The organism is Saprospiraceae bacterium (assembly GCA_016719615.1).
In the GTDB taxonomy this organism is placed as follows: Bacteria; Bacteroidota; Bacteroidia; order Chitinophagales; family Saprospiraceae; genus Vicinibacter.
Map to the genome: position 1 here is coordinate 1,674,361 of JADJYQ010000001.1, position 26,043 is coordinate 1,700,403.

The window sequence follows — 26,043 nt, forward strand, 5'->3', positions numbered from 1 at the left end:
TTCTATTTTATTTACATTTTCTCAAAGCTTCTATCAATTTTGGTACTACTTCAAACAAGTCTCCACATATACCATAATCAGCAGCTTTAAAAAAAGGCGCATCTGCATCCTTATTAATAACAATTATTTTTTTTGAATTATTGACCCCAGCCAAATGTTGAATAGCTCCTGAGATACCAACAGCGATATAAACATTAGGTCGAATGGCCGTTCCTGTTTGTCCGACGTGTTCATGGTGTGGTCGCCAACCAGCATCGGCAACAGGACGTGAACAAGCAGTTCCAGCATTGAGCAATTCTGCAAGCTCTTCGATCATACTAAAGTTAGCGGCTTCTTTAAGTCCTCTACCTCCTGAAACCACAACATCTGCCTCAGTCAATGGCGTTTTACCTTTAGCAAGATTTAACTCTTTATGGATTATAGGTGATGGCTCCAAATTATAATTTAAATCTTCAACCAAATTTACATTCATAGCTTGCGACTCCAATACACCGAAAGCATGAGGCAATAACGAAATTATACAAGGAAATGTTTCTGCCTGGTACCAGGCAAATGCTTTTCCTGAAAATACACTCTTTTTAAATTGAAGTTTACCATCTATAAAATGATATCCGATAACATTACTGATTAAACCTGCATTCAGTTTTACGGAAAGTTTTCCACCCATCGCTTTCCCCAATGAATTATTGCTACATATAAGGTATTCAGGTTGCAACTTTTGACAAACCAAATCTATGAGCTTTGAATAATTTTCTGCGTCCATTTCATGAACTGCATTAAAACTATAAATATGATCTAATTTAAATTGTTGGAGCGCCGTTTTATCCAGAATTGAAGGAACAAGAGCTGTTACTTTTTTTCCGCTAGATTGGGCAATTGAAATTCCAAAACTTAAGGCTTCGGCTGAATTTTTAGATAAACTTCCAGACTTCGACTCACAAATTACTAATATCATTTTTGGATTAGATTATTTTTAATTCATTTTTGAAAATGGCAACTAATTCATCCGTATTCAAAGGATCGATCATTCGAACTCCTTTTTTGCCCTCGGGAATTTCGTATTTTATGAGATTGATTTTAGACTGAACATCCACGCCTGAAATTACTTCAAGTGGTTTCTTTTTGGCATCAATAATGCCTTTCATGTTTGGGATTTTTGCTCTGCCATACCTTTTGCCGATGAAACGATAATGGGCAATTGCACTTCAAGAGTCTGTGTGCCACCTTCAATATCGCATTTACAAATGGCTGTGCGATCTGATAATTCCATATGACTGCAAAGGGAAATAAATGGTTTTTGTAGCAATTCAGAAAGCAAAGAGCCGACTTCCGCGTTATTGTAATCGATCGTTTCTTTACCAGTAAAAATAAGATCATAATTTCGATCTTTGGCAAATGCAGCAATCTGGCTTGCAACCGAAAAAGCATGATCAGGCTCAAGATCTATCCTATATGCAGCATCTGCACCAATAGCCAATGCTTTTCTGATTAAAATATCTGAACTAGCCAATCCAACATGGACCACATCTACTTGACCACCGAACAGATCTCTGAGTTCAATGGCTCTAACAAGTCCATACCATTCATCGTAAGGATTTAGTATAAACTGAACACCTTCTTCTACAAACTGTTTTCCATCTGCATGAAATGCAATTTTCGAAGTTGTATCCGCTGTTTTGCTTATGCAAACTAAAAAATTCACTTTCTTTCTATTTGACGCAAAGATATATATTTACGGTTAATAGCTTAGGAATGAACACCACGAACCGTCTGCAACAATTATTAAAAATGCTCGAAGATGATCCTTTAAATTCATTTCTCAGATTTGCAATCGCTAAGGAGTTTGAAAATCTTCAGGAATATGAAAAAGCAAAAGAATTTTACTTAAAAATATTAGACACAGACCCAGAATACACAGGCGTCTATTTCCATCTGGGAAAAATATATGAACAGTGCGAAGATTGGAATAAAGCAAAAGAAATCTATCAAAAAGGTATTATTAAAGCACAGTTAACCAACGATTTACATTCAGTTTCAGAACTCAAAGCCGTGCTTTTAAATCTGGAAATTGAACAATCATAATACATAAAACCCGCTGTATACTTTACGGCTAGGTCCACTTAACCAAATGTCTGTTGCCAATTCACCGGAAAGTAGCATTTTAACTTCTAAAAATCCACCTTTGGCTTTAATTTTTAAAGTTTGTTGGCCTTGAGCATTATTTTTACGATTGGCAAAATAAGCAGCAGCGGTGACGCCCGTACCACAAGCTAAAGTTTCAGCCTCCACTCCCCTTTCATAAGTTGCGATGGTAATAAAATCATCTTCAACTTTTAGAAAGTTTACATTAATTCCATCAGGATCAAATTTTCTTCGAATTTTTTGGCCTTCCGTGTTTATATCAGATTCAAAAGGATTATCTATTTCCACCATTAGATGCGGTGAACCACTTTCAATGATAGTCCCCAATTCATGATTTACAAGGTTTGGGATATCCTTCATTTGAACAGAAACTACCCCATTGTGTAATATGCCAAGATGAGGACCATCCATAGCCATAAAACTTAATTCCTTTTTATTTTGTTTGTTTGCCATATAAAGCACTGAGGCTCTGCTGCCATTTCCGCAAAAACTGGAACGGTTGCCGTCTGCATTATAATAAAGCATTTCAAAATCAAATGATGTATGGGGTTTTAGGATTAATAAACCATCAGCACCCACACCAAAATGTGGCTGGCAAATGTTATAAATAAGCGCATGATCATTGATATCAAACCACTCACTCTCAAAGAAATCGAACAGGACAAAATCATTTCCTGTCGCCTCATATTTTTCAAAGGGAATCATTCGTTCCATAAGGCAAGATTAACGAAACTTGTGCTGAAGGCACAGTTTTTGATATAGAATATTACATTATATAAACTTTATATACGTATGTCGCTTAAATTTAATTTATTAACCATCCTGGCTGCTGTCTCTTTGAGTCTGGTTAGCGTTGGCGTTTACATCAACTATAAGTATCCGTCAGGTATCGAGCAAAATGCATATTTCACGCAAAGACAGTCCCTTACAGAGAATTTGCATGCTGATTTAACCTCAGGGCCAAACCAGGCATCCCCGTTTTTGGTGCAGTCACCTCCCAATTTTGTGGCTGCAGCTGCTATGGCAACTCCCGCTGTGGTTTACATTGAATCCTCTGTGGAACAGGATGATCCTTTATTTTTTATGTCGAAAAGAGGCCAAGCCACAGGATCGGGAGTCATTATTAGCCCTGATGGATATATCGTAACTAATAATCATGTTGTGGAAAATGCTCAAACCATTAGAGTCCTATTAAATAACAACCGGGAATATGTTGCTGAACTGATTGGTACGGATCCTACTACTGACATAGCATTACTAAAGCTCGAAGATGCAAATTTGCCATATCTGGAGTTTGGCAATTCTGATTCAAGCATGGTTGGAGAATGGGTCCTTGCAGTAGGCAATCCTTTGAGATTACAATCAACGGTAACTGCGGGAATCATTTCTGCAAAAGCCAGGAACATCAATATATTAAACAATCAGCAATACCGGATTGAATCTTTTATACAAACTGATGCAGCTGTGAATCCTGGGAATAGCGGCGGGGCATTAGTCAATACTTCTGGAAAGCTTATCGGAATTAACACGGCCATTTTGAGTCAGACAGGCAGATACGAAGGATATTCTTTCTCTATCCCGTCTAAACTCGTTCAAAAAGTGGTTTGGGATCTTAAGGACTTTGGCACGGTGCAACGCGGATTGCTGGGAGTTGTCATTGAAGAAGTAAACAGTGAGCGGGCAAAATTATATGGTTTAGATGCCGTTGAAGGCGTTTTTATAAGTAATACTACAAAAAATGGCGCTGCAGATGTTGCAGGACTAAAACCTGAAGACATCATTATTTCAATCAATAACAGAACCATAAAAACAGTCCCTGAACTACAGGAGATCATCGGCCGAATGAGACCTGGAACCAAAATCAAAATTGATTATTGGAGATCCTCCAAGCGTATATCCACAGAAGCCATCTTGAAAAATCAAGCGAATACCATTGGAATGGTGAGTACCCGAAGAGATCGCGAACTTTTGGAATTGGGAATGGAAGTAAGAGATCTCACAGCTGAAGAGAAAACCCAATTTAAAACAAGCGGAGTAAAAGTGTTGAGTATTTATGAAAACAGCATCATTGAAAATACTAACATGGCACCCAATTATATCATTACATCATTAAATGGCAATCCCATTCGAAATACGGATGATTTGGTGGAAAATATTAAAAACGCTGATCGAAATGTACTGCTCAATGGATTTTATGAAAAATATCAGGGAAAATATCCCTACCGATTTAATAAATATTAAACAACATCAAATTTGTCAAGCGCATTTCTATGGAGCATATACAAAGTAATCAAAACGAAGATCAGTTTAAATTAGCTTTAACAAAACTGGAGCGAATCCTCGACAAAATCGGGGAAGGTGGCGGAATTAAAAAATTAGAGGCTCAAAGAAATGATGGAAAGCTAACAGCCAGAGAGCGCATAGCATATTTATTAGATGCAAACAGCCCCAGATTTGAAATCGGTGCTTTAGCAGCTTATGAAATGTATTCAGAATACGGAGGCTGTCCTGCCGCTGGAGTTATTGTCACATTAGGTTATATTAAAGGTAAATTGTGTATCATCGTTGCTAATGATGCTACCGTAAAAGCCGGAGCATGGTTTCCTATCACCGGCAAAAAAAACCTCAGAGCTCAGGAGATTGCAATGGAGAATCACATTCCAATTATTTATTTGGTCGACAGTGCAGGCGTGTTTTTGCCTTTACAAGATGAAATTTTTCCAGACAAAGAAAATTTTGGAAGAATATTTCGAAACAATGCAATACTATCTTCGAAAGGTATACCTCAGATTGCTGCAATTATGGGTAGTTGTGTCGCAGGTGGAGCTTACCTACCAATTATGTCAGATGAGGCATTAATCGTCGAAAAAACCGGATCCATTTTTTTAGCAGGGCCTTATCTTGTAAAAGCTGCAATTGGCGAAGAGGCAGATCAGGAAACTTTAGGAGGCGCAAGAACACATTGTGAAATTTCTGGAGTCACTGATTATAAAATGAAAGATGATAAAGAATGCCTCGATACTATAAAATCGCTGGTAGATAAAATCAACTTACAGAAACTAACAAATTTTGATTTGCGTGATGCAAGGAATCCGGCTCGATCTGCAGAAGATATTTTGAAAATATATCCTGCTGATGGATTAAAGCCTTACAATATGGGTGACATTCTTGATTGTCTTGTCGACGCTGAGTCAATTGTATATTATAAAAAAGAATATGGCAAAACTGTATTGTGTGCCTACGCTCGTATTGGAGGATATGCCATTGGAATAGTTGCTAATGACCGAAGAATCGTAAAATCGGCTAAAGGTGAAATGCAAATGGGTGGTGTAATTTATTCAGATTCCGCTGATAAAGCAAGCCGTTTCATTATGAACTGCAATCAAAAAAAAATACCACTCCTTTTTTTGCATGATGTCACAGGTTTTATGGTAGGTACCCGCTCGGAACATGGCGGCATTATAAAAGATGGCGCCAAAATGGTGAATGCTGTGGCAAATTCAACGGTCCCTAAATTTTCCATTATCATTGGAAACTCTTATGGTGCAGGAAATTATGCGATGTGTGGAAAAGCGTATGACCCTCGTTTTATCCTAGCCTGGCCAAGTGCTAAGATCGCAGTAATGGGAGGTTCTCAAGCTGCAAAAGTTCTCACTCAAATACAAATAAGTTCAATGAAAGCAAAAGGAGAGCAACTCACAGAAGATGATGAGAAAAAATTGTTTGATGAAATTAACGATAGATATACAAAGCAAACTAGTCCGTATTATGCTGCTGCACGCCTCTGGGTGGATGCAATGATAGATCCCCTGCATTCCCGGGATTGGATCATAATGGGGATTGAAGCTGCCGCTTATGGAAAACTAAAAAAATTCAACCCTGGTATTATACAGACTTAATTCCTGTTTATCTTAGCTTTAGCATACACCTTATAAATTCTGAACATGCTCCGGCTTTTAAAACTATTTGTAACAATCACTATCCTTACTTTTGACTTTAATGAATGCAATTCTTTAAATGCTCAAAGTATGCATTATAACTTCAATTCAAAACCGCGCATAGATTCCGGATTTACCTTTTCTATAATTCAAAATAAATATACGAACCAACAATTCCTGTTCAGACCTGGCAATTCCATATTTTGCACTTTTGAAAAAAAGTTAAATCCAAAAAGTACAAAGTACTTTTCATTTCGGTTAGGATCTCATGAATATACAAATGATGTTGAGTATGGCGACTATTTACGCCCACGGTGATGAGTATTCATTCTGAATTTGTTCGTGATACTTTTTTAAAATTTGAATTTAAACCTGGATCTTGTCGTCCTATCACACAACTCTTTTTGGATCGTGGAATCCATAATTTTTTTGTTGCCTGTAATGATGTTAAATTACTTCCTTACAGACGAATCCATCACGAAAATGATCCTGGTGCCGTTCTCACTGAACATTGTGGAACCTGCAGCTCAAAACATGCTTTATTAAAAACAGTTGCAGCTGAAAATCAACATGATGAAGTAAGACTTATGCTTGGCATATATAGAATGAATGAAATAAACACCCCTGAAGTAAAAGAAATTCTGAAGAAGTACCAATTAAATTATTTACCGGAAGCTCATAATTATTTAAAAATTCATGGCGAAATATTTGATTTTACTAAACCAAATTTTGATATCCGGAAATTCTCAGGTGATATCATTTTTGAACATGAAATATTGCCTGAGAATATTGTTAATTTCAAAACAAATCTGCATAAAAATTATCTAAATCATTGGATTCAAGAGTCGAAATTAGAAAACATTGAACTCGAAGACTTATGGATGATCCGTGAATTATGTATTCAGCAACTCATCCATTCAGATATTGCAAAATATTAAATCATTTCAACTAAAATTGCTATATATTAACAGGAATATAAATTTGGGTTCACGACCCCAATTTATTTTCTCATCATTGAATAATGATTATTGGTATTTATCTTAAAAAAGCGAAAATTAGCTATTTAAATCAAAGCCTAAAAAAATATCCTTAACACCAGGATAATGTTGGAGTTGAAAGGCCTCTGCATATTCAAAATTGCAAGGTCGACCGTAAACTTTAGCTTTAGATTTAATGAATTCAAAGAAATCATGACCTGAAATTGGGGTATCAGGTTCAGGAGTATTTTCTTTAAAAAATTGCGAATCGAAACATTTTATCAACTCAATTTTAGCATTCATATATTGGCTGATATCTACAACAAAATCAGGCTCAAGTTGAAAATCCTGAACGTAATGTGCAAGCATTTTGGGCCTCCATCTTTGCTGCGAATTCTCGTTTTCATCAAGCGTAATGATTTTAGCTAGTCCTGCATAAAATACTGCATCAGAAGTTAATTTAGCTGCGCGACCATGATCCGGGTGACGATCCGTGAGTGCATTTGCCAGAATTAATTTGGGCATGCTAGCACGGATGATTTGAATGATTGCTAATATTTCATCTTCCGTATCTTTAAAAAATCCATCTCTTAAATTCAACTGAGTTCTGAAGGAAATGTTCATTTTTTGGGACGCTTCGATGGCTTCCATTGTTCTCCGCGTTGCATCGCCACGCGTTCCCAATTCGCCCAATGTTAAATCCAGTACACCAACAGAATACCCAAGGTCCATATGTTTGAGTAAAGTACCCGAACAAGATAACTCAACATCATCCGGATGAACACCTATAGCTAAAATATCAACCGGTTTGATTTTTAAATAACAAGTGTTTGCTTTTATCATTTTTATGCATATTATTTAGCCCATCGCATCAAGGCAGAACCCCATGTAAAACCACTACCAAAAGCAGCCATACAAATCAAATCGCCTTTATTGAGTTTACCTGCCTCATAGGCTTCAGCCATTGCAATAGGTATGGAAGCAGCTGTTGTATTGCCATATTTTTGAATATTATTCCACACTTTTTCATCCGGCAAACTTAGTTTTCTTTGAATAAATTGGCTGATCCTCAAATTAGCCTGGTGCGGAATAAGCATTTGAATATCTGAGGTTTGCAATCCTGCTTTTTGGAGACCTTCCAGAATTACCTCAGGAAATTTTTGCACTGCAGTTTTAAAAACTACTTGTCCGTTCATCGTTGGAAATACCCATTGTTCATCCCACATTTTCTGGGTAAAAAATACGCCCCCGTATTCTTTTTTCTCATAACCAAAATCAGTTTCAGGCGAATGGTGGCCGCCATGACTTCCGGGGTTAATAAACGCTAATTCTTCTGCATAAGATCCATCTGCATGCAACACAGTATTGATCAATGAATGATTCTCATCTTCTGTTGGCTGTAGGATGACAGCTCCTGCACCATCTCCAAAAATGACTGATACATTTCTTCCTCTGGTTGTAAAATCGAGACCCATAGAATGCATTTCTGCGCCTACTAAGAGGATGTTTTTATATTGACCGGATTTGATAAATTGATCAGCTATAGATAAACCATATATAAAACCACTGCATTGATTTCTGATATCTAATGCTCCAGCTTCGCAATTTGTAATTTTAAGTTCTCTTTGCATGAGAACTGAACATCCGGGAAAATAATAGTCAGGACTTAAAGTCGCAAAAATGATAAAATCTACATCCGCACCAGTGATCCCAGCATCAGACATCGCTTTTTCGGCAGCTCTTGCGCCCATCGTTGTTGTGGTTTCAACATGAGGTACTCCATATCGTCGTTCCTGAATACCAGTCCTTTCCTGAATCCAGGCATCGGTTGTGTCCATAATTCCTTCAAGCTCTTTATTTGTCACAACTCTTTCTGGTACATAATATCCGATACCGGCAATTTTTGCTTTCATTTATTTTTACATTTCAAGGTAAAGATAACTTTAAAGCAAAATTTTACTCGATTTAAAAACACATCTTAGCTAATATTGGCTTAACACATTGAAGTTTGGACCAATTTCATAAGCAATTAAATATTACGTGCTATGCAGAATTATACGCAGAAAAGTGTAACATTTTCTGTAGCCATTGAAAATATTAAAAATACTTTTTAGAATTTTTAAGTAATTATATTATCCTTATAGTCGTGAAACCATTAAGTTTTTCGCTCTTTCTTTTTTGCTGCTGGAAATAATATATTATTTAAAATGAGTCTGTAGCCAGGAGAATTAGGATGCAAATTTAAATCAGTTGGAGGATCCCCGACAAGGTGTTGATAATCTTCAGGATCGTGACCTGAATAGAATGTCCATGTGCCATATCCGTTTTTGCCATGAATGTAACGTACCTCATCAGCTGCTTTATTTTCTCCAAGCAACAGGACATCAGATTTGATGAGGTCTTTTTTGAATGCAGTAGTTTGACCCATAAATCCCTTTACAGTGCGGGTATGATTTTGGGTTAACATAGTGGGTATTGGATCCCATTTTGCTGAGAAATCAAACAAAGTAAAATAATCATTTTCAGGTTGAACTTGCCTTTGATAAGTGTTGTCAATGGAAGAAAACTCATATTCCATCGGGTTTTCAATCAAAGTAAAATTGCGGAAAGCGAATGTAGGTTCAAATTTTAATTTGGACGAAGCATGGGGATCCGCAGCATCGCCATCGAAAACGACCGCACAAATATCTAATCCGGCTGCTGCTAAGCTTATATCATAGGTATCTGTTGCTGAACACATCGCAAACATAAATCCCCCACCAATTACATATTCCCTGATTTTTTGAACTACCGCTAGTTTGCATTCGCTAACTTTCTCAAAACCTAATTCCTTACTAAGTCTTTCAGCACGTTTCTGATTTTCTATATACCAAGGCTGAGTATGTTGCCCCCTATAAAATTTGCCATATTGCCCTGTAAAATCTTCGTGATGCAGGTGCAACCAGTCATATTTTGGTAATATTCCACCGATAATTTCCCTATCATAAATTTTCTCAAAAGGTATTTCAGCATAAGTTAAAGCCAAAGTGACTGCATCATCCCAGGGTTGTATGCGCTCACCTTTTTCGTTGAACTCCGGAGTATAAACAGCTATTTTAGGTGCTTGCTCCAATTTAATAACTTCCTCATTTTTTTCAGGGTCTGCAATATCCGATTTGATTTGGATAAATTCTGAGGCTGAAATGACCTGATAACTTACTCCCCTCGTTTTACATTCTTTTTCAAATTCTGCAGTATTTGGAATTACAAAACTCCCACCTCTATAATTTAAAAGCCAAAATGCCTCCACACCCTGATCAATGACCCAATAGGTAATCCCATAAGCTTTCAGATGATTTGATTGCTTCAGATCCATAGGCATTAGAATAAACGATGCAAATGAAAGCGTTGATAGCATCAAAAGACATAATAGCAACATTAGTTTTGGTCTCCATATCAAGTTTCCAAAATTAATATTTCGAAATATTTCAATCAAAGTCAAGAAAGGAAATAAGGGATTTAAATGAAATTCAGCAGTACCAGGCTGCAAAATTTGATTTAAGGCTTTGGAATTTAAAGAATTTGGATACATATCTTGCTGAAAGATAATTATTTAAAGTTAATATTTGGTTATTTGTCTCAATAAAAAATCAATTTGTGGATATTTGCTGTGATTTAAACGCAAAATGGGGCAAATTAGTTTTCAATATTCAGCCTGGTATCTTTTGGTATTTTTTATGATATCTATTGGAATAGCCATCATGGTTTATTCCAAAAATAAGGCTTTTTCAGATCGCACTACTGGACAGAAGTTACTTTTAGCAGCTTTAAGGACCTTTGGCATTTTCTTATTATTTATTCTTCTTTTAAACCCCATTTTAAAGAAACTAACAGAGTATTCATCTAAACCCATATTAGTAATTGCCCAGGATGGTAGTCGATCCATTCCCTATCATTCCAAAGCAGAGCTAAGCCAATATCTGGCAGAAAGAGACAAACTCATTCAAGAGCTCGAAGATGAGTTTCTCATCCAAACTTTAGACATGAGTGACAAAGTTTACACAATTGCCAGAGACAGTTTTGACGGCAATTCTACAGATATAAACTCTTTATTAGAATATTGTACCGACCATTTGGATCTTCGAAATGTAAAGGCCATGGTCCTTGCAAGTGATGGCATTTATAATCAAGGTAAGAATCCACTTTACAATTCTATCTTAAAACAATTGCCCGTTTATACAATCATGTTAGGTGATACTACCCTATCCAAAGATTTTGCAATTTCTAATATCTTTTATAATGAACTCATCCATGCAGGCGATGAATTTATTACACAAGTTGATTTAAAAGCATTTAATTGTGCAAATGCTACCGTTCAACTACAGTTAAAAGAATTCAAAAATAACAGTTGGCAATTATTAAATTCGCAAAATATACAAATACAAGACAATAGTTATTTCAAAACACTCGATTTTAAATTAGCTACAATTGCTCCAGGTGTATACCGGTATAAAGTAGAAACCAATACACTTCCTGATGAAACCAATAAAATAAACAACGTCCGAGAATTTTATGTTCAGGTTTTGGAATCCAAAACAAAAGTGTTGATCTTAGCAAACAGCCCACATCCAGATATTGCGGCGCTGAAAAGTGCACTTCTGACAAATAAGAATTACATCGTAGAGACGAACTACTCCATTGACCAAAGATTAAAGTTGGATGATGTTAAAGCAATCATTCTACATCAACTGCCTAGTTTGCAACATTCGTCAAATAAATTAATGGCCTTACTTCAAAATAAAAATATTCCAATTTTATATGTGCTGGGGGAAGCCACACATCTGAATGAATTTAATAAAATGCAAGATCATATCAGCATTCAAGCCCAGACGAAAAGTATGAATGAAGTGGTTCCAATATTAAATAGAGATTTTTACAGCTTTTCACTTTCGATAAACCTTCAGTCAAACTTAGAAAAGTTTGCACCCATAAATGCGGCCTTTGGAAATTATGAATTCAGCGCTGCTGTAAATGTTCTCTGTTATCAAAAAATCGGCAAAGTGGATACGAAATATCCTCTATGGGCAATCTCAGACAAAAGCGGCTTCAGACAAGCATTTATTTTTGGTGATGGCATTTGGAAATGGAGGTTAAATGAATTTCATACCACCCAAACCAGTTTAATGGTTGATGAACTCATTTCTAAGACAATTCAATTTGTAAGCACAAAAGCTGATGACCGAAGATTGAGGGTTAAACCTGCAAAGACATTATTTGGCTCTGGTGAAAACATCAGTTTTAAAGCTGAATTTTATAATGATAATTTGGCAAGAATAAATGATGCAGATCTTCAGCTGAGCTTATCGGACTTCAATGGCAATTTATACCCCTTTGTTTTTTCAAAGGAATTAGATTTTTACACCCTCAATTGTGGTTCGTTCGAACCCGGCGAGTATAAGTATACAGCAAAATTATCCTGGAATCAAAAGGAATTTAAACAAGAAGGACGCATAGCAATATCAAACTATGATTTGGAAACCTCAACCACAACAGCTGACCATTCCCTTCTCAAAAACATAGCCTCAAAGTCAGGTGCAAAATCTTACTATCCAACAGAGATTTCTGCTTTACAAAACGAACTTCAAACATCGAATTTGCACAAACCCACGCTTTACTATAATTTAGAGAGCAAACCCATCATAGATTCCAAATGGATATTTCTGTTGGCCTTTATCTTACTCGCAACGGAGTGGTTTTTACGAAGATACTGGGGAAGTTATTAAATAACTAAACACGGAGACTGAATAAATGATCGCTGGTGTATAAAAGGTAGTCCTTCAAATATACGCAGGCAGGATTTTTTGCTCTTAATTTTATTCCTATAATTTATTAACACCCTATGTTGCAATTTGTACTTGCAAGGCCTTTTGTTTATATATTTTTACAACTCTTACTGGCTTATCTGTTAAGTAAATATTTGATACCTAGTGAATGTTTCATTTATCAATTATTTGCAGCCTCTCTTATACTTCTATTTATTGCGCAATTTGAGTATTTCAAAAAAGTACGAGCTCTTTTAATGGTGAGTAGTTTGTTTTGTATTTTCTGCTTCCGAATCTTTGAATACCATCATGACATCAGAAAATTAGCTTCAATGATTCCAGATCAGTTATCGGGAATTTATGATGTTGTCATAAAAAACAATACTCAATATTTGAACCGCAATTTATATACTGGAATTATAAGTTATCAAAGAGTTCCAGTAAAATTGCAAATCACTGATGGGAATAAACAACTTCCACCAGAAGTTCTTTTCGGTGATACTGTAAAAATGCAACTCAATTTAATAAAAATACAAGAAACTCCAAGCCGCTACATAAAGCCATTCGACCGATACTTAATGCAAAATCAAATTTACTTAAAAGCAAACACAATTGATAGTACTTTTTCAGTTCGCCAAATGAGCAAATGGTCAACTATTCGAAGCGCTCAAGTTATTTCTTATTATTTTAAAACCCAATTTGAACAACACACACAATTTCCCCTGACTGCACAGCTCTTAACGGGATTGCTACTAGGTGACAAATCTTCCATGGAAAAGAGCATAAAAGAAGCTTTTAGAATAGGTGGAATATCACATATACTAGCTGTTTCTGGAATGCATCTGGGAATTTTTTATTTCATACTCGTTTACTTCTTTAAGCAACTTCGCAAGATTGGAATACCGATTTCCTACAGATTTGAAATACTCACTGTTTTGTTGATTATTTGGATATACACATTGATCACTGGCCTTGGCGTTGCAGTTTGCAGATCTGCGTTAATGTTAAGCTTATTCCAAATTTCAAGGCTATTTAAGCGGAATACGCAACCCATCAACATACTGTTTGCCGGAGCAAGTATATTAGTTTTCATCCACCCAGGAAACCTAGAAGATATTGGGTTTCAGTTATCCTGCTTTGCATTATTGGGCATTTTTTGGCTCTCCAAATTTACGCAACGGATCCTATTACCTTCAACGCGCCTCGGCCAATTTATGTGGTCGACTATTTCTGTATCGCTGGGAGTTCAGCTCATCATTACCCCAATATGTTTATATCATTTTCATACTTTTCCTTTATATTTTTTATTGACAAATTTGATATGGGCTCCTATTACTCCTGTGCTCATGTTAAGCGGGATTCTCATTTGTTGTATAAATCCGATCAGTCATCATCTCACATACCATCTCATGTACTTAACGGAATTCATTGTGCGTGTGGGACTGAAAGCACTTCAGATCATCAACGATTTCCCTTATGCAAGTTTAGAACATAACTGGTTTGAAGCCACAGATTGCATTTTATACTTTGCGGTTTTATTCGTTTTTTACAAGTACTTAAGCACTCATCAACTAAAATACGGCATGCTTATGTTCTTCATTCAAGCGCTAGGATCCATTCAATATCTGACAAGAGAAGTAAGCACATTTAAAAGTTCAGAACTGATTATCATCCCAAATAAGTTTAAAGCAGAATTTCTATTATTGGAATCAGGGAAATGTTATAAGAGCAAATTAAAAAATCCATCATTAGATCTTTATTTAAAACGAAAATATATAAATGAATTCCGGATCATAAAATCAGAACTTGTTTTGCAATATTTAAAAAGCAAATATGCAGTTGCCATCCAAGATAGTAGCTATCAAAAACTGATCAGCACTCATCAAAATTCTTTTGGGCAAATCGAATTATTTCCATTAGATGAATCCTCCAAGTAAACATAAATTTTACCTCAGTAAAACTGAAATGTCGGGAATTCAGGCCTTGATTCTTTGCTGTACATTATATGTAGCAACGCCTATAATGACAAGAATGTATATCAATAAATATCGCACTGAGCAATATCCAGATTCCATAAATTTTGGAATTACTGAATCCGACTCATCTATAAAATGGAAGCCCCAAATAGATCATCAGCAACTGAATAAATACAAAACGGAACGGGTCGACTATGTGCGTTTCCGCTTCAATCCAAATCAATTAACTTCAGAGAATGCTACCAAGCTCGGAATACCTAAAAAAGCATACACCAATCTTCAGAAATATTTGAATAAAGGAGGCATTATTAAAACTTCAGAACAGTTTAAGAATATTTATGGCATGGATTCAATGGTTTATGAGCGATTGAAATCTATGATTCATATACAACCACCAAAAGAAAAAGTTTTATCCAAGCATCCCAAAATTAAACAACAGCTGACATATGATCTTAACGCAATCAATGTAAAGGAATTGATTTATAAACTAAATCTTGAATATAAACTTGCGTACAGAATCATCAACTATAGAACTGCATTAGGCGGGTATTATGAATTAAAACAAATCCAGGAAGTATTTGGTATGCATGACAGCATTTATGCGCGGATTGAATCCCGATTGTATTTGCAAATACCTCATCAAAGAATATCCATCCAAACTGCGCCTCTAGATACACTTGCAAAACACCCATATCTTAAATATAAAAATGCAAAACTCATCTTTAAATATCGGGAACAACATGGAGTTATAAAAGATATAAAAGATCTGCAACACATCATCAAAGATAGTCTGCAACTTCATAAATTAAGCCGGTATTTTTACTGCCAGGGACCCTAATCAGGCTGTCAAAAATTTTAAGGCCGAGCGAACAAGTTCCGCTGATCCAATAATAACCGGGGATCTTTGATGAAGTTTCTCGATGTCTAAATCTAAAATATTTTCACCTCGTTCATTTACACAAATTCCTCCAGCTTGTTCAATGACATAACCCATAGGATTACATTCATAGAGCATTCGCAATTTCCCATCAATGTTTTTGGAAGTTGAAGGATAAAGGAATATTCCACCAAGACAAAGTGTTCTATGCACATCTGCTACCATGGAGCCAATATAACGCAACATCATTTCCTGATGGGCACAATGACTTACATAATTCTGCATACCTTGAGAGAATTGCCTATAGTAACCCTGATTGATGGAATAAATTTTTCCATTATTCGGAATTTTCATATCTCTGTGACTCAAACAGAATTCACCGATTCCACGATCATAAGTAAATCCATTGACACCGTAACCTGTAGAATAAACTAACATCGTGGATGTACCATACAAAATATATCCAGCTGCAACAAGATTGCGGCCCCTTTGTAGAAAATCACTTAGTTCTAAAGCTTGACCTGCTTCAGATATCCGCTTATAAATACCGAATATAGTGCCTACACTAATGTTTACATCAATATTTGAGGATCCATCTAAAGGATCCACCATTACTACATATTTATGTTTGCGATTGATAACATTGTCGAATGAAATGTAATCTTCTAGTTCCTCAGAGGCTACTCCTGCGCAAACCCCGCTATTTCTTAAATACTCAATCATGAGATCATTTGAAAAAATATCAAGTTTCTGAACAGTATCACCGGAGGTATTAACATTTCCATCTACCCCTAAAATATCCATTAAGCCGGCTTTATTGACAATTCTGTTAATTATTTTACCTGCAATCCCAATATGCCGCAAAAGGTCGCTGAATTCCCCACCCGCATCTTTTATAGTTCCTTGATTTTCAATTACAAATTCATCAAGGGTTATCCTTCTGTTCATCCGCCAAATTTCTGATAAAGTTAAGAATTATGGTGAAATGAATTGAATTACCTTTACAACTTTGAATCACAAGTATTGAAACAGCTTTTAACATTAAATAAATATTTTAAGAAGTACAAGAGCAAACTTTTTTTAGGTATTCTGTTTGTGGTTTTATCAAATATTTTTAGGGTTCTTCAGCCACAAGCGATTCGCGAAGCTCTCAATGAGATTTTAGCATTTGTTGAACTAGCTCCAGAGGCACGTAATGCAAATTTGCTGATTCAATCGCTTATGAAATTTGGGTTCTACATTTTGCTTTTTGCAGTGTTGATGGGGCTTTTTATGTTTATGATGCGACAAACAATCATCGTAATGTCAAGACTCATAGAATATGATCTTAGAAGTGAAATATTTAAACATTATTTGACTTTGGATGCCACATTTTTTAAGCAGCATAAAACCGGCGACCTCATGTCCCGAATTGTGGAAGATGTCAATAAAGTCAGAATGTATTTAGGCCCTGCACTTTTATATGGAATCAACCTGATAAGCCTCGTACTCATTGTTATCATTACGATGTTTAATGTAAACGCCAAACTATCTTTATTTACATTGCTGCCTTTGCCGATACTTTCGTATATCATTTATAAGGTCAGTGATAAAATTCACCGTAAAAGTGAAGTGATTCAAGAACAACTCGCTGCACTTACCACCAAAAGCCAGGAATCGTTTAGCGGGATCCGGATTGTTAAATCATATGCTACAGAACAATCCTGGAATCAGGATTTTGGAAATGCAGCTTTAAAGTATAAATCAGATTATCTGTCACTTACTAAAATTGATGCATTGTTTTTTCCGAGTATGTTACTGCTCATTGGCTTATCTACCCTTATAACCATTTATGTAGGTGGATTGAATGTGTACAATGGAAGTGTAACCGCAGGAAACATTGCTGAGTTTGTGATATATGTTACCATGCTAACATGGCCTGTATCAGCGATTGGTTGGTGTGCGTCTATCATTCAACAGGCTGAGGCCTCACAAAAAAGAATCAATCAGTTTTTGGCAACTACTTCAAAACTCAGCAACATTGGCGAAAAGTATGAACCGAATGAAGTACCTGAGTTTGAATTTCAAAATGTTTGCTTTACCTATCCCGATTCAGGGATCAAAGCTTTAAAAAATATTAATTTGGTGATCCGGCCCGGGCAAAAAGTAGGCTTGGTAGGTCGCACGGCTTCCGGGAAAACAACGATAGCAGAATTGTTACTTCGAATTTATGATGCAGATCAAGGCCAATTAAATGTTGGTGAAAAACCATTAAACTCTATTCAAGCTCATTTTGTAAGATCTTTGGTGTCATATGTCCCGCAAGATCTTTTCCTGTTTTCGGATACTGTACATGAGAACATTAAATTTGGTAGTCCTGGAACATCTCAAGCAAGCATACAACAGGCAGCCACAACTGCGCTGGTACATGACGATATTGAGGGCTTCGCATCAGGTTACCAGGCTATACTCGGTGAGAGAGGAGTCAATACATCTGGTGGCCAAAAACAACGAATTGGCCTTGCCAGAGCTCTTCTGAAGGATTCAAAACTGGTTATTATGGATGATTGCCTTTCGGCAGTTGATTCTGAAACAGAGCTCCGGTTTCTCAACAATCTTGAATCAAGTCTCAATGGCCGGTCCCTGTTGTTCATCACTCAAAGGATCAAACAAACCCGATTCTTAGATTATATATATGTGCTGGATCATGGTGTCCTGGTTCAAGAAGGAAGTTTTGATAAACTCGTATCGGAATCTGGACTTTTCAATACTCTATATACCATTGAAAATCAGAATAAATATCAGCAATAATCCAAAAATGAGTATTTTTACCATAGAATAAAAATCTTAACTGTGGAAGGGGACAAACATATTGACAATATTTTTTCCAAAAAACTTAAGGCCGGAAAACGTAGAACTTACTTCTTTGACATTCGCAGAACAAAGTCTAACGATTATTTTATTTCCATTACTGAAAGCACCAAGAAATTCGACAGTGATGGTTATGATCGGCATAAAATTTTTGTTTACAAAGAAGATTTTAATAGGTTTGTTGAAAACCTTCAAGAAGTGGTTGATCAAATCAAAACTAAATACATGCCTGATTACGATTATGATGCATTTGCCAAAAGAGAAGAAGAGTGGCAAAACAGTAAAAACGCCGGTGCTGCTGATGATCATAGCGAACCCAACTGGTAGTTCCAAAGGAATTTAATATGAAAATGAATTTACAAATTTCAGAATTACACAAATAATTACCAAAGGCCTAATATCAATATCCTATACTACGCCTACCCTCTAATCTGCACATCGATTATTTTAGCTTTAATGTACCCAGCGAATGGTCTCTGATCCAGCTTTAAAAAAGTAAAGTCCTTTTGTCTTCAATTTATCCAAATCAAAATCAGGCTGATCAAAAATCCAAATACAGCGGCCCATCATATCTATAACGTTTACAATTCTTCTCTTTGGATTTTTTAATTTGTTTCCGACAATGCTCAAAATTTCTCCGCCTTCAAAGTTGAGTTTTCGAATATCACTATATAACTCACTTCCATCATCAAATTTGAAAATTAAACGATAAAAATAAGTTGCAGTATTTTCCAGATAATCGCTATAAGTTGAAATCGTCTCAACATCAGTTTTCTTTAATTCAAAGATTTTTTGCCAATTATGTTCTTCCCTTTTTCTTTCGATTTTCATCTGTGTGTAATCTCCGAATGATTTCCAATTCAATATTACTTTGTTTCCATCCAAAACAAGATTAAAATCTTCAATTTCAAGATCCAGTTCTACTTGAGCATTTATAACACAGTTTTGGTTTTCGAGATAATCTTCAATAATTGCTATGCTTGGGGCGTTCCAGGGCCGATGAGCAATAGAATTCATAATATTTATTTCTCCATCAAAATGGGACGAATTGGCACAATGTCCAATCCACTCGTGAGATGATAAATCTTCATTTGAAGCTTGATCCTGAACATAGCCAACCATGGCTCCTCCTGGCAAACACAAGGTGCCTAAAAAGGCAATCCCTTGATTTGTATATTGACCAGAATAAAATACATAAGTATCGCGCATTCCAGGATAGCCTTGGCTGTCGATCCAATCAAAAAAATTTAAAAAAGTTTCGACAATAGTCGAACCGTAAGAAAATGGTGTAGCTCCATCAAAGAAAACATATTCCGGTTCAATAACTATATCCCAATTTGGAGCAGCTAAATTAAAGTCATTTTGTACTGCGTTAACGAGAACATTGAGGTAATTTACAATACTATCATTATGCGAATAATCGCCTGTTCTCCTGCGTTCGTAACTTGTGTCAATATAGAATCTGATATCCATATTTTCTGAACCGGATCTGGAATACAGCAAAGTTTTGGAATTTTTAATTTTATCAGTCACATAAGACTTCAATTTTTCTTCATGCATAGCGTATTCACAATATGCAGATGGAGAAGAAGAATTAAAGGAAACTTGATGCGTTAGATGCTGGCTCATTCCGCAGTAATTCATAAAAGTAAAGCCCAGCCAAAGTATATAATTTTTAAACTGTTCTTTCATTGCTTTGGTAAAATTGAATTACAAAAGATACACGCTCAGCAAAACCGTAGTCCAGAATCAATACGAATGTACAAAAAATTTAATTCTCATTCCACAAATTACATGACTTTAGGATATAGGCCATTTTGGATCATTTGCAAAAAAGCAGTTTCGACTATGGGTTTATCTTCCTGGTAAGTAACTCCATACCATTTAGAACCTGAATTTACGACACTAATTATTTTTTGCTCTTCCTGCATAAGTCGCTGAATTACATCTGGGATATAAAATTCGGAGCTTTGCTCATTGCCTTTAGCAATCAGGAATTCCTTAAAATAAACTTCAGCCCAACAAAAGAAATCAGACCTAAGCGCCCACATATTCATGGATACCATACTAGTTTCCGATAATTCGATTTTCATACCATTTTCCAGGTATGCAATTTTAGGATAAGGCTCTATGTTTTTACATTCTTTAATAGCCAAAAGATGTCCTTGTTCATCCACTTTACATACCCCTCTATTGACAGTCCCATGCTCAGATAAGGTATCTAAAATAGGATATGCTACCAGAGAATACTGTTTATCATCAAGCAACTCTTTATATAGCATATTCATGGCTTCACGTCCATAATAATCATCTGCATTTATAACACCAAAAGGTCCGTTGATAACATCTCTGGCTACCCAAACAGCATGAGCAGTTCCCCAGGGCTTATCGCGGTTATTAATTTTCACATGCACAGGAGGAATATCATCCGTTTCCTGAAAAACAAAATCAAGTTGCATCTTATCTTCCCATTTTTGCTTCATTTGCGCTATGAAAGCATCCGCAAAAGATTTTCTTATGACAAACACGACCTGCTCGAAACCTGCCAACTTCGCATCATAAATTGAAAAGTCCATAATAGTCTGTCCACCGGGTCCAAAAACATCCATTTGCTTTAGGCCGCCATACCGACTGCCCATACCCGCTGCTAATATTAATAAACAAGGTTTCTTTTGTAACATGCAATTCCGAATTAATTGCAATATTAATAAAAAATGGAATCAAGCTAAAGGTCTTGAGCAGAAGTACTGGTTCAGGCCTCAGCTTTACCTTATTTGCATTATGCAAAGTGAATATTTAGTAAAGTGTTAGAACATCAAATAATCGCCAAATCAAAATATGGAAATCAGGTATTCAAATGCAGGTAGCAGAGCTGAATACCAAAAGAATAGAACTTGGAATATATTCTAATAAACGAAGCAGACGTTTTAAAAATCCGGTTGGAAGCTATCACCGTTATAATGTATACATAAAAAAACCCGAGGTTTTTAATTTTTAAAACCTCGGGTTTATAGATTTCAATTACTTCTGAAAAATTCAGGAGTAAATTCTCATTAAAGTTTTACCAGCAGTTTCGTATTTTGGGCATGGTCTGATGCCAGGCGAATAAAATAATTACCCGGTTTTAAATCCTCGATAAGCAATTCCATTTGATGCTGACCGCTTTGCATTCTTCCTGAATACAATAATTTAACTTCAGAACCCAAAGGATCGAACACGCTGATTCGGATAAATTCGTTTGCAGATTCAAAAGATAAATTTACTTTCCGATCAGCCGGATTAGGATAAGTATTAAACACAAAATTAAAGTCCTTATTCTGCTCATCTGTAGCTACAGGCGAGCATCCTTCAATGATGGGAAGTTTTTGAAATTCAGCAAATAAAATTTCACTGACAATAGATGGAGCTAACTCAAACCAATCAATTAAAATTGAGGCATAAACAGAACGGAAATCATATTGCATAGCTACGCCTTCATCATTTCCTACATTATTGGTAATGACCGGATTTGTACCAAGAATTCCCGGATTCACACAGTTCCCGAATAGGAAAAGCGGAGCTGCTGAACCATGGTCAGTACCTGTAGAATCGTTTGCTTTAATTCTCCTTCCAAATTCAGAGAAGGTCATTCCAACAACTCTTTTTCATTGCCAGATTTTTCAATTTCCGATTGAAATCCGGCAATTGCGTCTGAAACTCTTTGCAACAAAGTTGCATGTGCACCGATCTCATGATCATCAGGATCACATTGCGCAGAATGGGTATCAAAACCGCCTATACTCACAACGTATACTTTCGTCTTCATGCCACCTTTAATCAATTGTGCCACGATATTCAGTTGATCCAACAACGGATTACCTGTAGTGGCTATAGAACCTCCAGCAGCGTCAAAAGCGTCTTTAATAACATCTGTATAATCATTGGTCTGCTTAAAAGTATCCATTAAATACTTTAATTCATTCCCATAATTGGTAGACGGAATATTTGTAGCGAACTCCGGCTCTTCCAGAATCGCCATTGTTGCAGGATCATTAATGGCGAGGCTAAAATTGGCAACAGGTCCTTGACAAGTTTGTGAGACTAAGGAACCAATTGTGATAGCAAGCGGATCTGGAAAATCACTATTTGGATAACCTCCCGGAAATGATGCATGATCATTATAAAAATATCTACCTAACCAACCCCTTGGTTCCATCTTTTCTGCACTGGAACCTGAGGTCCATATATCAGTAGATCTGAAATGTGATCTGTTTTGATTAGGATAACCAACAGATTGAATAAGGCGAAGTTTACCGGCATCAAAAACTGTTTTTAAGGATCCCATGGATGGATGCAATGCAAGATCATCTCGAAGTTTGAGACCCAATGTTTCTTTAATTAGAATTTTGTTTCTCGCAATGTCAAGATTTGGATATTGATCTAATGGAAGCACCATGTTGAGACCATCATTTCCTCCTGTCATTTGGATCAGAACTAAGATGCGATCGTTGTCCGGATTTACAAAATCCAAAAAGGAATTGCGTGCAACGGCTCCTACAGGAATTCCATTGATAAGCATGGGTATGGTTGCAGCTGAACTGAGCTGAATAAAAGACCTTCTTTTCATAGTACTATTTATTTTAACTTAAATAATATTCAGGCATTGATAATAGGGAAACGAATAACGGTTTTAGCCTGTTTTCAACGGCCGTTCTCGTTGCTTGTGAAGGATTTGCTTTATAAGCATTCCAATCTGAAGTCCATTGTGCTTCACTTCTTTGTCCAAGCAGCTTAGCTTTTAAAAATGCTTTTTGATTGGCTTCAATAGCTTTTGGCAGCAAATGGTTGACTACATCGTCTATAAGGGCTGTAGCATTTCCGGGATTCGCAAATTTCTCAACATAACCAATAAGGTCGAGTCCAAACAAGATCCCTTGAATGTTGCGAATTCTCTTCGCTTTGTTGGCCAGGACCGTTGTGAAGGCATTTCTTATGGGAAGTGTCACAGAATTAACCCAAATCTCATGATAGTTGGGTTCCTGGTAGTAAGGTGTCCAACCTGCTACACTTGGGGGATTGAAATAAACTTGTTCCATCCCCGCAGTACTTCTGTATAAATCCAGAAATACATTGTATTTGCCAGGAATGTCTGTTGGTACATTCAATCCCATCGTTTTAATTGTATTGAATACAAACTCATAAGGCATCCGTATTAAACAACCAAGTGCTTCATCTGTATAAAAATGATCACTGGCCAATAATGTTCTAACTACCGGAGCGATCTCAAAATCATTGGCAATTAATAGATCTGCCAAACCTTCGATGATTTGATTTTGAATGTCCTGACTCACTTTATAGTAAACAAAATAGCGGTATAATTTTTTGCAAATAAATGTAGCTGCTTCCCTTTTTGTAAATAGGATGTCCACTACATTTTCATATTCCTTTGCATTAGCGTTCGCTATTGTTATTCCGCCAAAACGATGAGACAATTGCTTAACGCTCGTGTCATGTTGAGTTGGAATAAATTCCACATAAGGATAAAACGATTCATCCATCCTATCCGTTCTGATGACCCAACCAGTGAGGGCTTTGGCTAAAGCAAGTACATCTTGTTCTGTAAAAGTAGTATAATCTCCAGGACCTGCCAGATCACCTTTGCCTAACGTAAAAAGCTCCATCAGCTCTCTTGCATAATTTTCATTTGGAGCGCGTTTAAGGTTCTGAGCGCCGTTTAAGTAAATGAGCATCGCCTTATCAACCGTAATTTTTTTAGTCAATTCTTTAAAATTACCCAAAGCATTTTCACGCAAGAGTGTGATATAATCATAACTATATCTGGGATCAAAAATCTCAGATACGACAAAGTGGTTGTGCCAAAACAAAGTCATTTTTTCGGTAACAGAAACTCCCTCGTTAAAAATTAATTGCAACAACCAGGAATAAAGTGAATTTTCCTTAAAATTTGCAAGTGCCTGGACTTCAGGATGTAATTTTTTGTCGACCCACGAGTCTCCCAGTTTTAAATCAGGATCATCCGGTGAATCGCCATAAAGTACAGGTGGCATAGGTTTCGCTTGTGGCGTAAATAGAAGATCCAGTGTTTTTTCAAGCCCATCCTGGACGGCTTTTTCAATTTGTGCGTGGCTGGGCCCAAACATGGCCCTTCTCAATAAGTGGGCGGCCGCGGCATAATTCCACGTTCCTGAAAACGGATTTAATCCGCCTCCCACAGGTAGTGCTTCTTCCTGGAGCCTCATGCCCGATAAAGCAGCAGATTCTACTCCAAAAAATTTCTTTAATGTGGCTCTTCTGTCCATTTTAATAGTCTTATAGTGTAAGAAATAAAAACATAATATGATGTAGACTCATTCTACATTTAAAAGTTTAATAAAAACTAAAGATATGGTTAAAATATTAATCTGAAAGTTAAAATTCTCTTGAATATCAAAGGTTTGGCGGACATCATTTTATGTAGCTTTGCCGCCTGAATCGTATGGAAAAAACAGATATTGTCATCATAGGTGCAGGACCTTGTGGATTATTCACGGTTTTCGAAGCAGGCTTGCTCAAGCTCAAATGTCATTTAATTGACTATTTGCCATCTCCAGGTGGTCAATTAGCTGAAATTTATCCTAAAAAACCTATTTATGATATTCCGGGCCATCCGGTTATTCTTGCAAAGGATTTAATAGCTAATTTGATGGAGCAAATCTCTGTTTTTAATCCAAAATTTACACTCGGTGAACGCGTGGATCATTTGCTTAAAAGGGAAGATGGTATTTTTGAAATAAAAACTTCTCTTGGCTCAGAGATTGAGGCCCCTGTGATCATCATTGCAGCAGGTTTGGGTTGTTTTGAACCCCGTAAACCCGAAATCGAAAACATCAGCGAATACGAAAATAAAGGAGTTCATTATATTATCAAAGACCCTGAATTATTCAGAAACAAGAATGTAGTAATTGCTGGAGGTGGTGATAGTGCATTAGATTGGTGCATTTTTTTAGCAGAGATCACTGAAAAGCTCACCCTCATTCATCGCAGAAGTGAATTTAGAGCTGCTCCTGAATCAATCTCAAAATTAAGTGAGTTGGTAAATCAGAACAAAGTGCATTTACATCTTAATGCAGAAGTAACAAAATTGCATGGGAATGTAGCTCTGCAATCCTTAACTATCAAAAATGAGCAAGAGGAATGGGATGTTATCTGTGATCAGTTTTTACCATTGTTCGGCCTCAGTCCCAAGTTAGGACCTATTGCCGAATGGGGTTTAAATGTAGATAAGAATGCAATACTCGTAAATTCAATTGACTATAGTACCAATGTGCCAGGAATATTTGCAGTGGGTGATATCAATTCTTATGAAGGAAAACTAAAATTGATCCTATGCGGATTCCATGAAGCAACCCTTGCCGTTCAATCAGCATATAAAATTATTCACAAGGGTCAAAAGCCAAGTTTTAAATATACAACGGTCACCGGAATCAACAAATTCTAAACCTG

Annotated in this window: 21 protein-coding genes and 1 pseudogene; 10 read left to right on the plus strand and 12 right to left on the minus strand. The window is 36.4% G+C overall.

Annotated elements, in window-relative coordinates:
* Nucleotides 1–7: 7 nt before the first annotated feature.
* The gene (locus IPM92_06980; GenBank protein ID MBK9108121.1) at nucleotides 8–955 is read right to left on the minus strand and encodes an electron transfer flavoprotein subunit alpha/FixB family protein; all 948 of its coding nucleotides are present in this window, start codon (nucleotides 953–955) and stop codon (nucleotides 8–10) included.
* Between the two features lie 7 nt (nucleotides 956–962).
* Nucleotides 963–1,702: pseudogene (locus tag IPM92_06985) on the minus strand (electron transfer flavoprotein beta subunit/FixA family protein).
* Nucleotides 1,703–1,752: 50 nt separating this feature from the next.
* On the opposite strand from IPM92_06985, the gene IPM92_06990 reads away from it, so the two are divergent.
* Nucleotides 1,753–2,082, plus strand: coding sequence for a tetratricopeptide repeat protein (locus tag IPM92_06990; protein MBK9108122.1), 330 nt, complete (start codon nucleotides 1,753–1,755; stop codon nucleotides 2,080–2,082).
* Here the strand turns inward: IPM92_06990 and dapF are convergent.
* A complete protein-coding gene (gene dapF, locus IPM92_06995; protein ID MBK9108123.1) occupies nucleotides 2,077–2,856 on the minus strand; it encodes a diaminopimelate epimerase in 780 nt (259 codons plus the stop codon). The two genes, IPM92_06990 and dapF, sit on opposite strands and share 6 nt — an antisense overlap.
* A 78-nt stretch (nucleotides 2,857–2,934) precedes the next feature.
* Here dapF and IPM92_07000 point away from each other — a divergent pair, with 78 nt between their 5' ends.
* The 3 genes from IPM92_07000 (at nucleotide 2,935) to IPM92_07010 (ending at nucleotide 7,018) form a co-directional block, all read left to right on the plus strand.
* Entirely contained in the window at nucleotides 2,935–4,383 is a 1,449-nt protein-coding gene (locus IPM92_07000) for a trypsin-like peptidase domain-containing protein (protein MBK9108124.1), read from the plus strand.
* A gap of 29 nt (nucleotides 4,384–4,412) precedes the next feature.
* Complete coding sequence (locus IPM92_07005; GenBank protein ID MBK9108125.1) at nucleotides 4,413–6,041, plus strand: acyl-CoA carboxylase subunit beta; 1,629 nt, start codon at nucleotides 4,413–4,415, stop codon at nucleotides 6,039–6,041.
* A 356-nt stretch (nucleotides 6,042–6,397) separates the two neighbouring features.
* Nucleotides 6,398–7,018 carry a hypothetical protein gene (locus IPM92_07010; protein ID MBK9108126.1) on the plus strand — a complete coding sequence of 207 codons (621 nt, stop codon included), beginning with the start codon at nucleotides 6,398–6,400 and terminating at the stop codon, nucleotides 7,016–7,018.
* Between the two features lie 117 nt (nucleotides 7,019–7,135).
* On the opposite strand, the gene bshB1 is transcribed toward IPM92_07010, so the two are convergent.
* The 3 genes from bshB1 to IPM92_07025 all read right to left on the minus strand — a co-directional run bounded on the left by bshB1 (nucleotide 7,136) and on the right by IPM92_07025 (nucleotide 10,475).
* A complete protein-coding gene (bshB1, locus tag IPM92_07015; protein MBK9108127.1) occupies nucleotides 7,136–7,900 on the minus strand; it encodes a bacillithiol biosynthesis deacetylase BshB1 in 765 nt (254 codons plus the stop codon).
* An 11-nt stretch (nucleotides 7,901–7,911) separates the two neighbouring features.
* Nucleotides 7,912–8,970, minus strand: a complete 1,059-nt coding sequence (locus tag IPM92_07020; GenBank protein MBK9108128.1) for a ketoacyl-ACP synthase III — start codon at nucleotides 8,968–8,970, stop codon at nucleotides 7,912–7,914.
* A 242-nt stretch (nucleotides 8,971–9,212) separates the two neighbouring features.
* Nucleotides 9,213–10,475 (minus strand): asparagine synthetase B, encoded by a 1,263-nt coding sequence (locus tag IPM92_07025; protein ID MBK9108129.1) that lies wholly within the window; start codon nucleotides 10,473–10,475, stop codon nucleotides 9,213–9,215.
* 247 nt (nucleotides 10,476–10,722) lie between these two features.
* Here IPM92_07025 and IPM92_07030 point away from each other — a divergent pair, with 247 nt between their 5' ends.
* From IPM92_07030 to IPM92_07040, 3 genes are all read left to right on the plus strand, one after another.
* Nucleotides 10,723–12,819: a hypothetical protein gene (locus IPM92_07030; protein ID MBK9108130.1), complete on the plus strand. Its 2,097-nt coding sequence runs from the start codon at nucleotides 10,723–10,725 to the stop codon at nucleotides 12,817–12,819.
* 371 nt (nucleotides 12,820–13,190) lie between these two features.
* The gene (locus IPM92_07035; protein MBK9108131.1) at nucleotides 13,191–14,795 is read left to right on the plus strand and encodes a ComEC/Rec2 family competence protein; all 1,605 of its coding nucleotides are present in this window, start codon (nucleotides 13,191–13,193) and stop codon (nucleotides 14,793–14,795) included.
* Complete coding sequence (locus tag IPM92_07040; GenBank protein MBK9108132.1) at nucleotides 14,779–15,672, plus strand: helix-hairpin-helix domain-containing protein; 894 nt, start codon at nucleotides 14,779–14,781, stop codon at nucleotides 15,670–15,672. The genes IPM92_07035 and IPM92_07040 overlap by 17 nt, the downstream gene beginning before the upstream one ends.
* Here IPM92_07040 and fbp read toward each other — a convergent pair whose 3' ends face one another.
* Entirely contained in the window at nucleotides 15,673–16,659 is a 987-nt protein-coding gene (fbp, locus tag IPM92_07045; GenBank protein MBK9108133.1) for a class 1 fructose-bisphosphatase, read from the minus strand.
* 75 nt (nucleotides 16,660–16,734) lie between these two features.
* Between fbp and IPM92_07050 the strand changes: the two genes are divergently transcribed.
* Entirely contained in the window at nucleotides 16,735–18,501 is a 1,767-nt protein-coding gene (locus IPM92_07050) for an ABC transporter ATP-binding protein (protein MBK9108134.1), read from the plus strand.
* 33 nt (nucleotides 18,502–18,534) lie between these two features.
* Nucleotides 18,535–18,888: a DUF3276 family protein gene (locus IPM92_07055; protein MBK9108135.1), complete on the plus strand. Its 354-nt coding sequence runs from the start codon at nucleotides 18,535–18,537 to the stop codon at nucleotides 18,886–18,888.
* 126 nt (nucleotides 18,889–19,014) lie between these two features.
* Here IPM92_07055 and IPM92_07060 read toward each other — a convergent pair whose 3' ends face one another.
* The 5 genes from IPM92_07060 to IPM92_07080 all read right to left on the minus strand — a co-directional run bounded on the left by IPM92_07060 (nucleotide 19,015) and on the right by IPM92_07080 (nucleotide 24,860).
* Nucleotides 19,015–20,190, minus strand: coding sequence for a hypothetical protein (locus tag IPM92_07060; GenBank protein ID MBK9108136.1), 1,176 nt, complete (start codon nucleotides 20,188–20,190; stop codon nucleotides 19,015–19,017).
* 161 nt (nucleotides 20,191–20,351) lie between these two features.
* Nucleotides 20,352–21,242 carry a nucleotidyltransferase gene (locus tag IPM92_07065; GenBank protein ID MBK9108137.1) on the minus strand — a complete coding sequence of 297 codons (891 nt, stop codon included), beginning with the start codon at nucleotides 21,240–21,242 and terminating at the stop codon, nucleotides 20,352–20,354.
* 372 nt (nucleotides 21,243–21,614) lie between these two features.
* Nucleotides 21,615–22,190, minus strand: a complete 576-nt coding sequence (locus IPM92_07070; GenBank protein ID MBK9108138.1) for a T9SS type A sorting domain-containing protein — start codon at nucleotides 22,188–22,190, stop codon at nucleotides 21,615–21,617.
* Nucleotides 22,187–23,167 (minus strand): DUF1501 domain-containing protein, encoded by a 981-nt coding sequence (locus tag IPM92_07075; protein ID MBK9108139.1) that lies wholly within the window; start codon nucleotides 23,165–23,167, stop codon nucleotides 22,187–22,189. Before IPM92_07075 ends, IPM92_07070 begins: the two co-directional genes overlap by 4 nt.
* A gap of 13 nt (nucleotides 23,168–23,180) precedes the next feature.
* The gene (locus IPM92_07080; protein ID MBK9108140.1) at nucleotides 23,181–24,860 is read right to left on the minus strand and encodes a DUF1800 domain-containing protein; all 1,680 of its coding nucleotides are present in this window, start codon (nucleotides 24,858–24,860) and stop codon (nucleotides 23,181–23,183) included.
* 176 nt (nucleotides 24,861–25,036) lie between these two features.
* On the opposite strand from IPM92_07080, the gene IPM92_07085 reads away from it, so the two are divergent.
* A complete protein-coding gene (locus IPM92_07085) occupies nucleotides 25,037–26,038 on the plus strand; it encodes an NAD(P)/FAD-dependent oxidoreductase (GenBank protein MBK9108141.1) in 1,002 nt (333 codons plus the stop codon).
* Nucleotides 26,039–26,043 lie beyond the last annotated feature (5 nt).

What these genes read in the sequence shown, in the direction of transcription:
- IPM92_07085 (MBK9108141.1), top strand. Translation starts at nt 25,037, where the DNA reads ATGGAAAAAACAGATATTGTCATCATAGGTGCAGGACCTTGTGGATTA.
- IPM92_07070 (MBK9108138.1), bottom strand. Translation starts at nt 22,190, where the DNA reads ATGACCTTCTCTGAATTTGGAAGGAGAATTAAAGCAAACGATTCTACA.
- bshB1 (MBK9108127.1), bottom strand. Translation starts at nt 7,900, where the DNA reads ATGATAAAAGCAAACACTTGTTATTTAAAAATCAAACCGGTTGATATT.
- IPM92_06990 (MBK9108122.1), top strand. Translation starts at nt 1,753, where the DNA reads ATGAACACCACGAACCGTCTGCAACAATTATTAAAAATGCTCGAAGAT.
- IPM92_07005 (MBK9108125.1), top strand. Translation starts at nt 4,413, where the DNA reads ATGGAGCATATACAAAGTAATCAAAACGAAGATCAGTTTAAATTAGCT.
- IPM92_07030 (MBK9108130.1), top strand. Translation starts at nt 10,723, where the DNA reads ATGGGGCAAATTAGTTTTCAATATTCAGCCTGGTATCTTTTGGTATTT.
- IPM92_06980 (MBK9108121.1), bottom strand. Translation starts at nt 955, where the DNA reads ATGATATTAGTAATTTGTGAGTCGAAGTCTGGAAGTTTATCTAAAAAT.
- IPM92_07075 (MBK9108139.1), bottom strand. Translation starts at nt 23,167, where the DNA reads ATGAAAAGAAGGTCTTTTATTCAGCTCAGTTCAGCTGCAACCATACCC.
- IPM92_07040 (MBK9108132.1), top strand. Translation starts at nt 14,779, where the DNA reads ATGAATCCTCCAAGTAAACATAAATTTTACCTCAGTAAAACTGAAATG.
- IPM92_07060 (MBK9108136.1), bottom strand. Translation starts at nt 20,190, where the DNA reads ATGAGCCAGCATCTAACGCATCAAGTTTCCTTTAATTCTTCTTCTCCA.
- IPM92_07065 (MBK9108137.1), bottom strand. Translation starts at nt 21,242, where the DNA reads ATGTTACAAAAGAAACCTTGTTTATTAATATTAGCAGCGGGTATGGGC.
- IPM92_07025 (MBK9108129.1), bottom strand. Translation starts at nt 10,475, where the DNA reads ATGTTGCTATTATGTCTTTTGATGCTATCAACGCTTTCATTTGCATCG.
- dapF (MBK9108123.1), bottom strand. Translation starts at nt 2,856, where the DNA reads ATGGAACGAATGATTCCCTTTGAAAAATATGAGGCGACAGGAAATGAT.
- IPM92_07080 (MBK9108140.1), bottom strand. Translation starts at nt 24,860, where the DNA reads ATGGACAGAAGAGCCACATTAAAGAAATTTTTTGGAGTAGAATCTGCT.
- IPM92_07020 (MBK9108128.1), bottom strand. Translation starts at nt 8,970, where the DNA reads ATGAAAGCAAAAATTGCCGGTATCGGATATTATGTACCAGAAAGAGTT.
- IPM92_07035 (MBK9108131.1), top strand. Translation starts at nt 13,191, where the DNA reads ATGATTCCAGATCAGTTATCGGGAATTTATGATGTTGTCATAAAAAAC.
- IPM92_07010 (MBK9108126.1), top strand. Translation starts at nt 6,398, where the DNA reads ATGAGTATTCATTCTGAATTTGTTCGTGATACTTTTTTAAAATTTGAA.
- IPM92_07000 (MBK9108124.1), top strand. Translation starts at nt 2,935, where the DNA reads ATGTCGCTTAAATTTAATTTATTAACCATCCTGGCTGCTGTCTCTTTG.
- fbp (MBK9108133.1), bottom strand. Translation starts at nt 16,659, where the DNA reads ATGAACAGAAGGATAACCCTTGATGAATTTGTAATTGAAAATCAAGGA.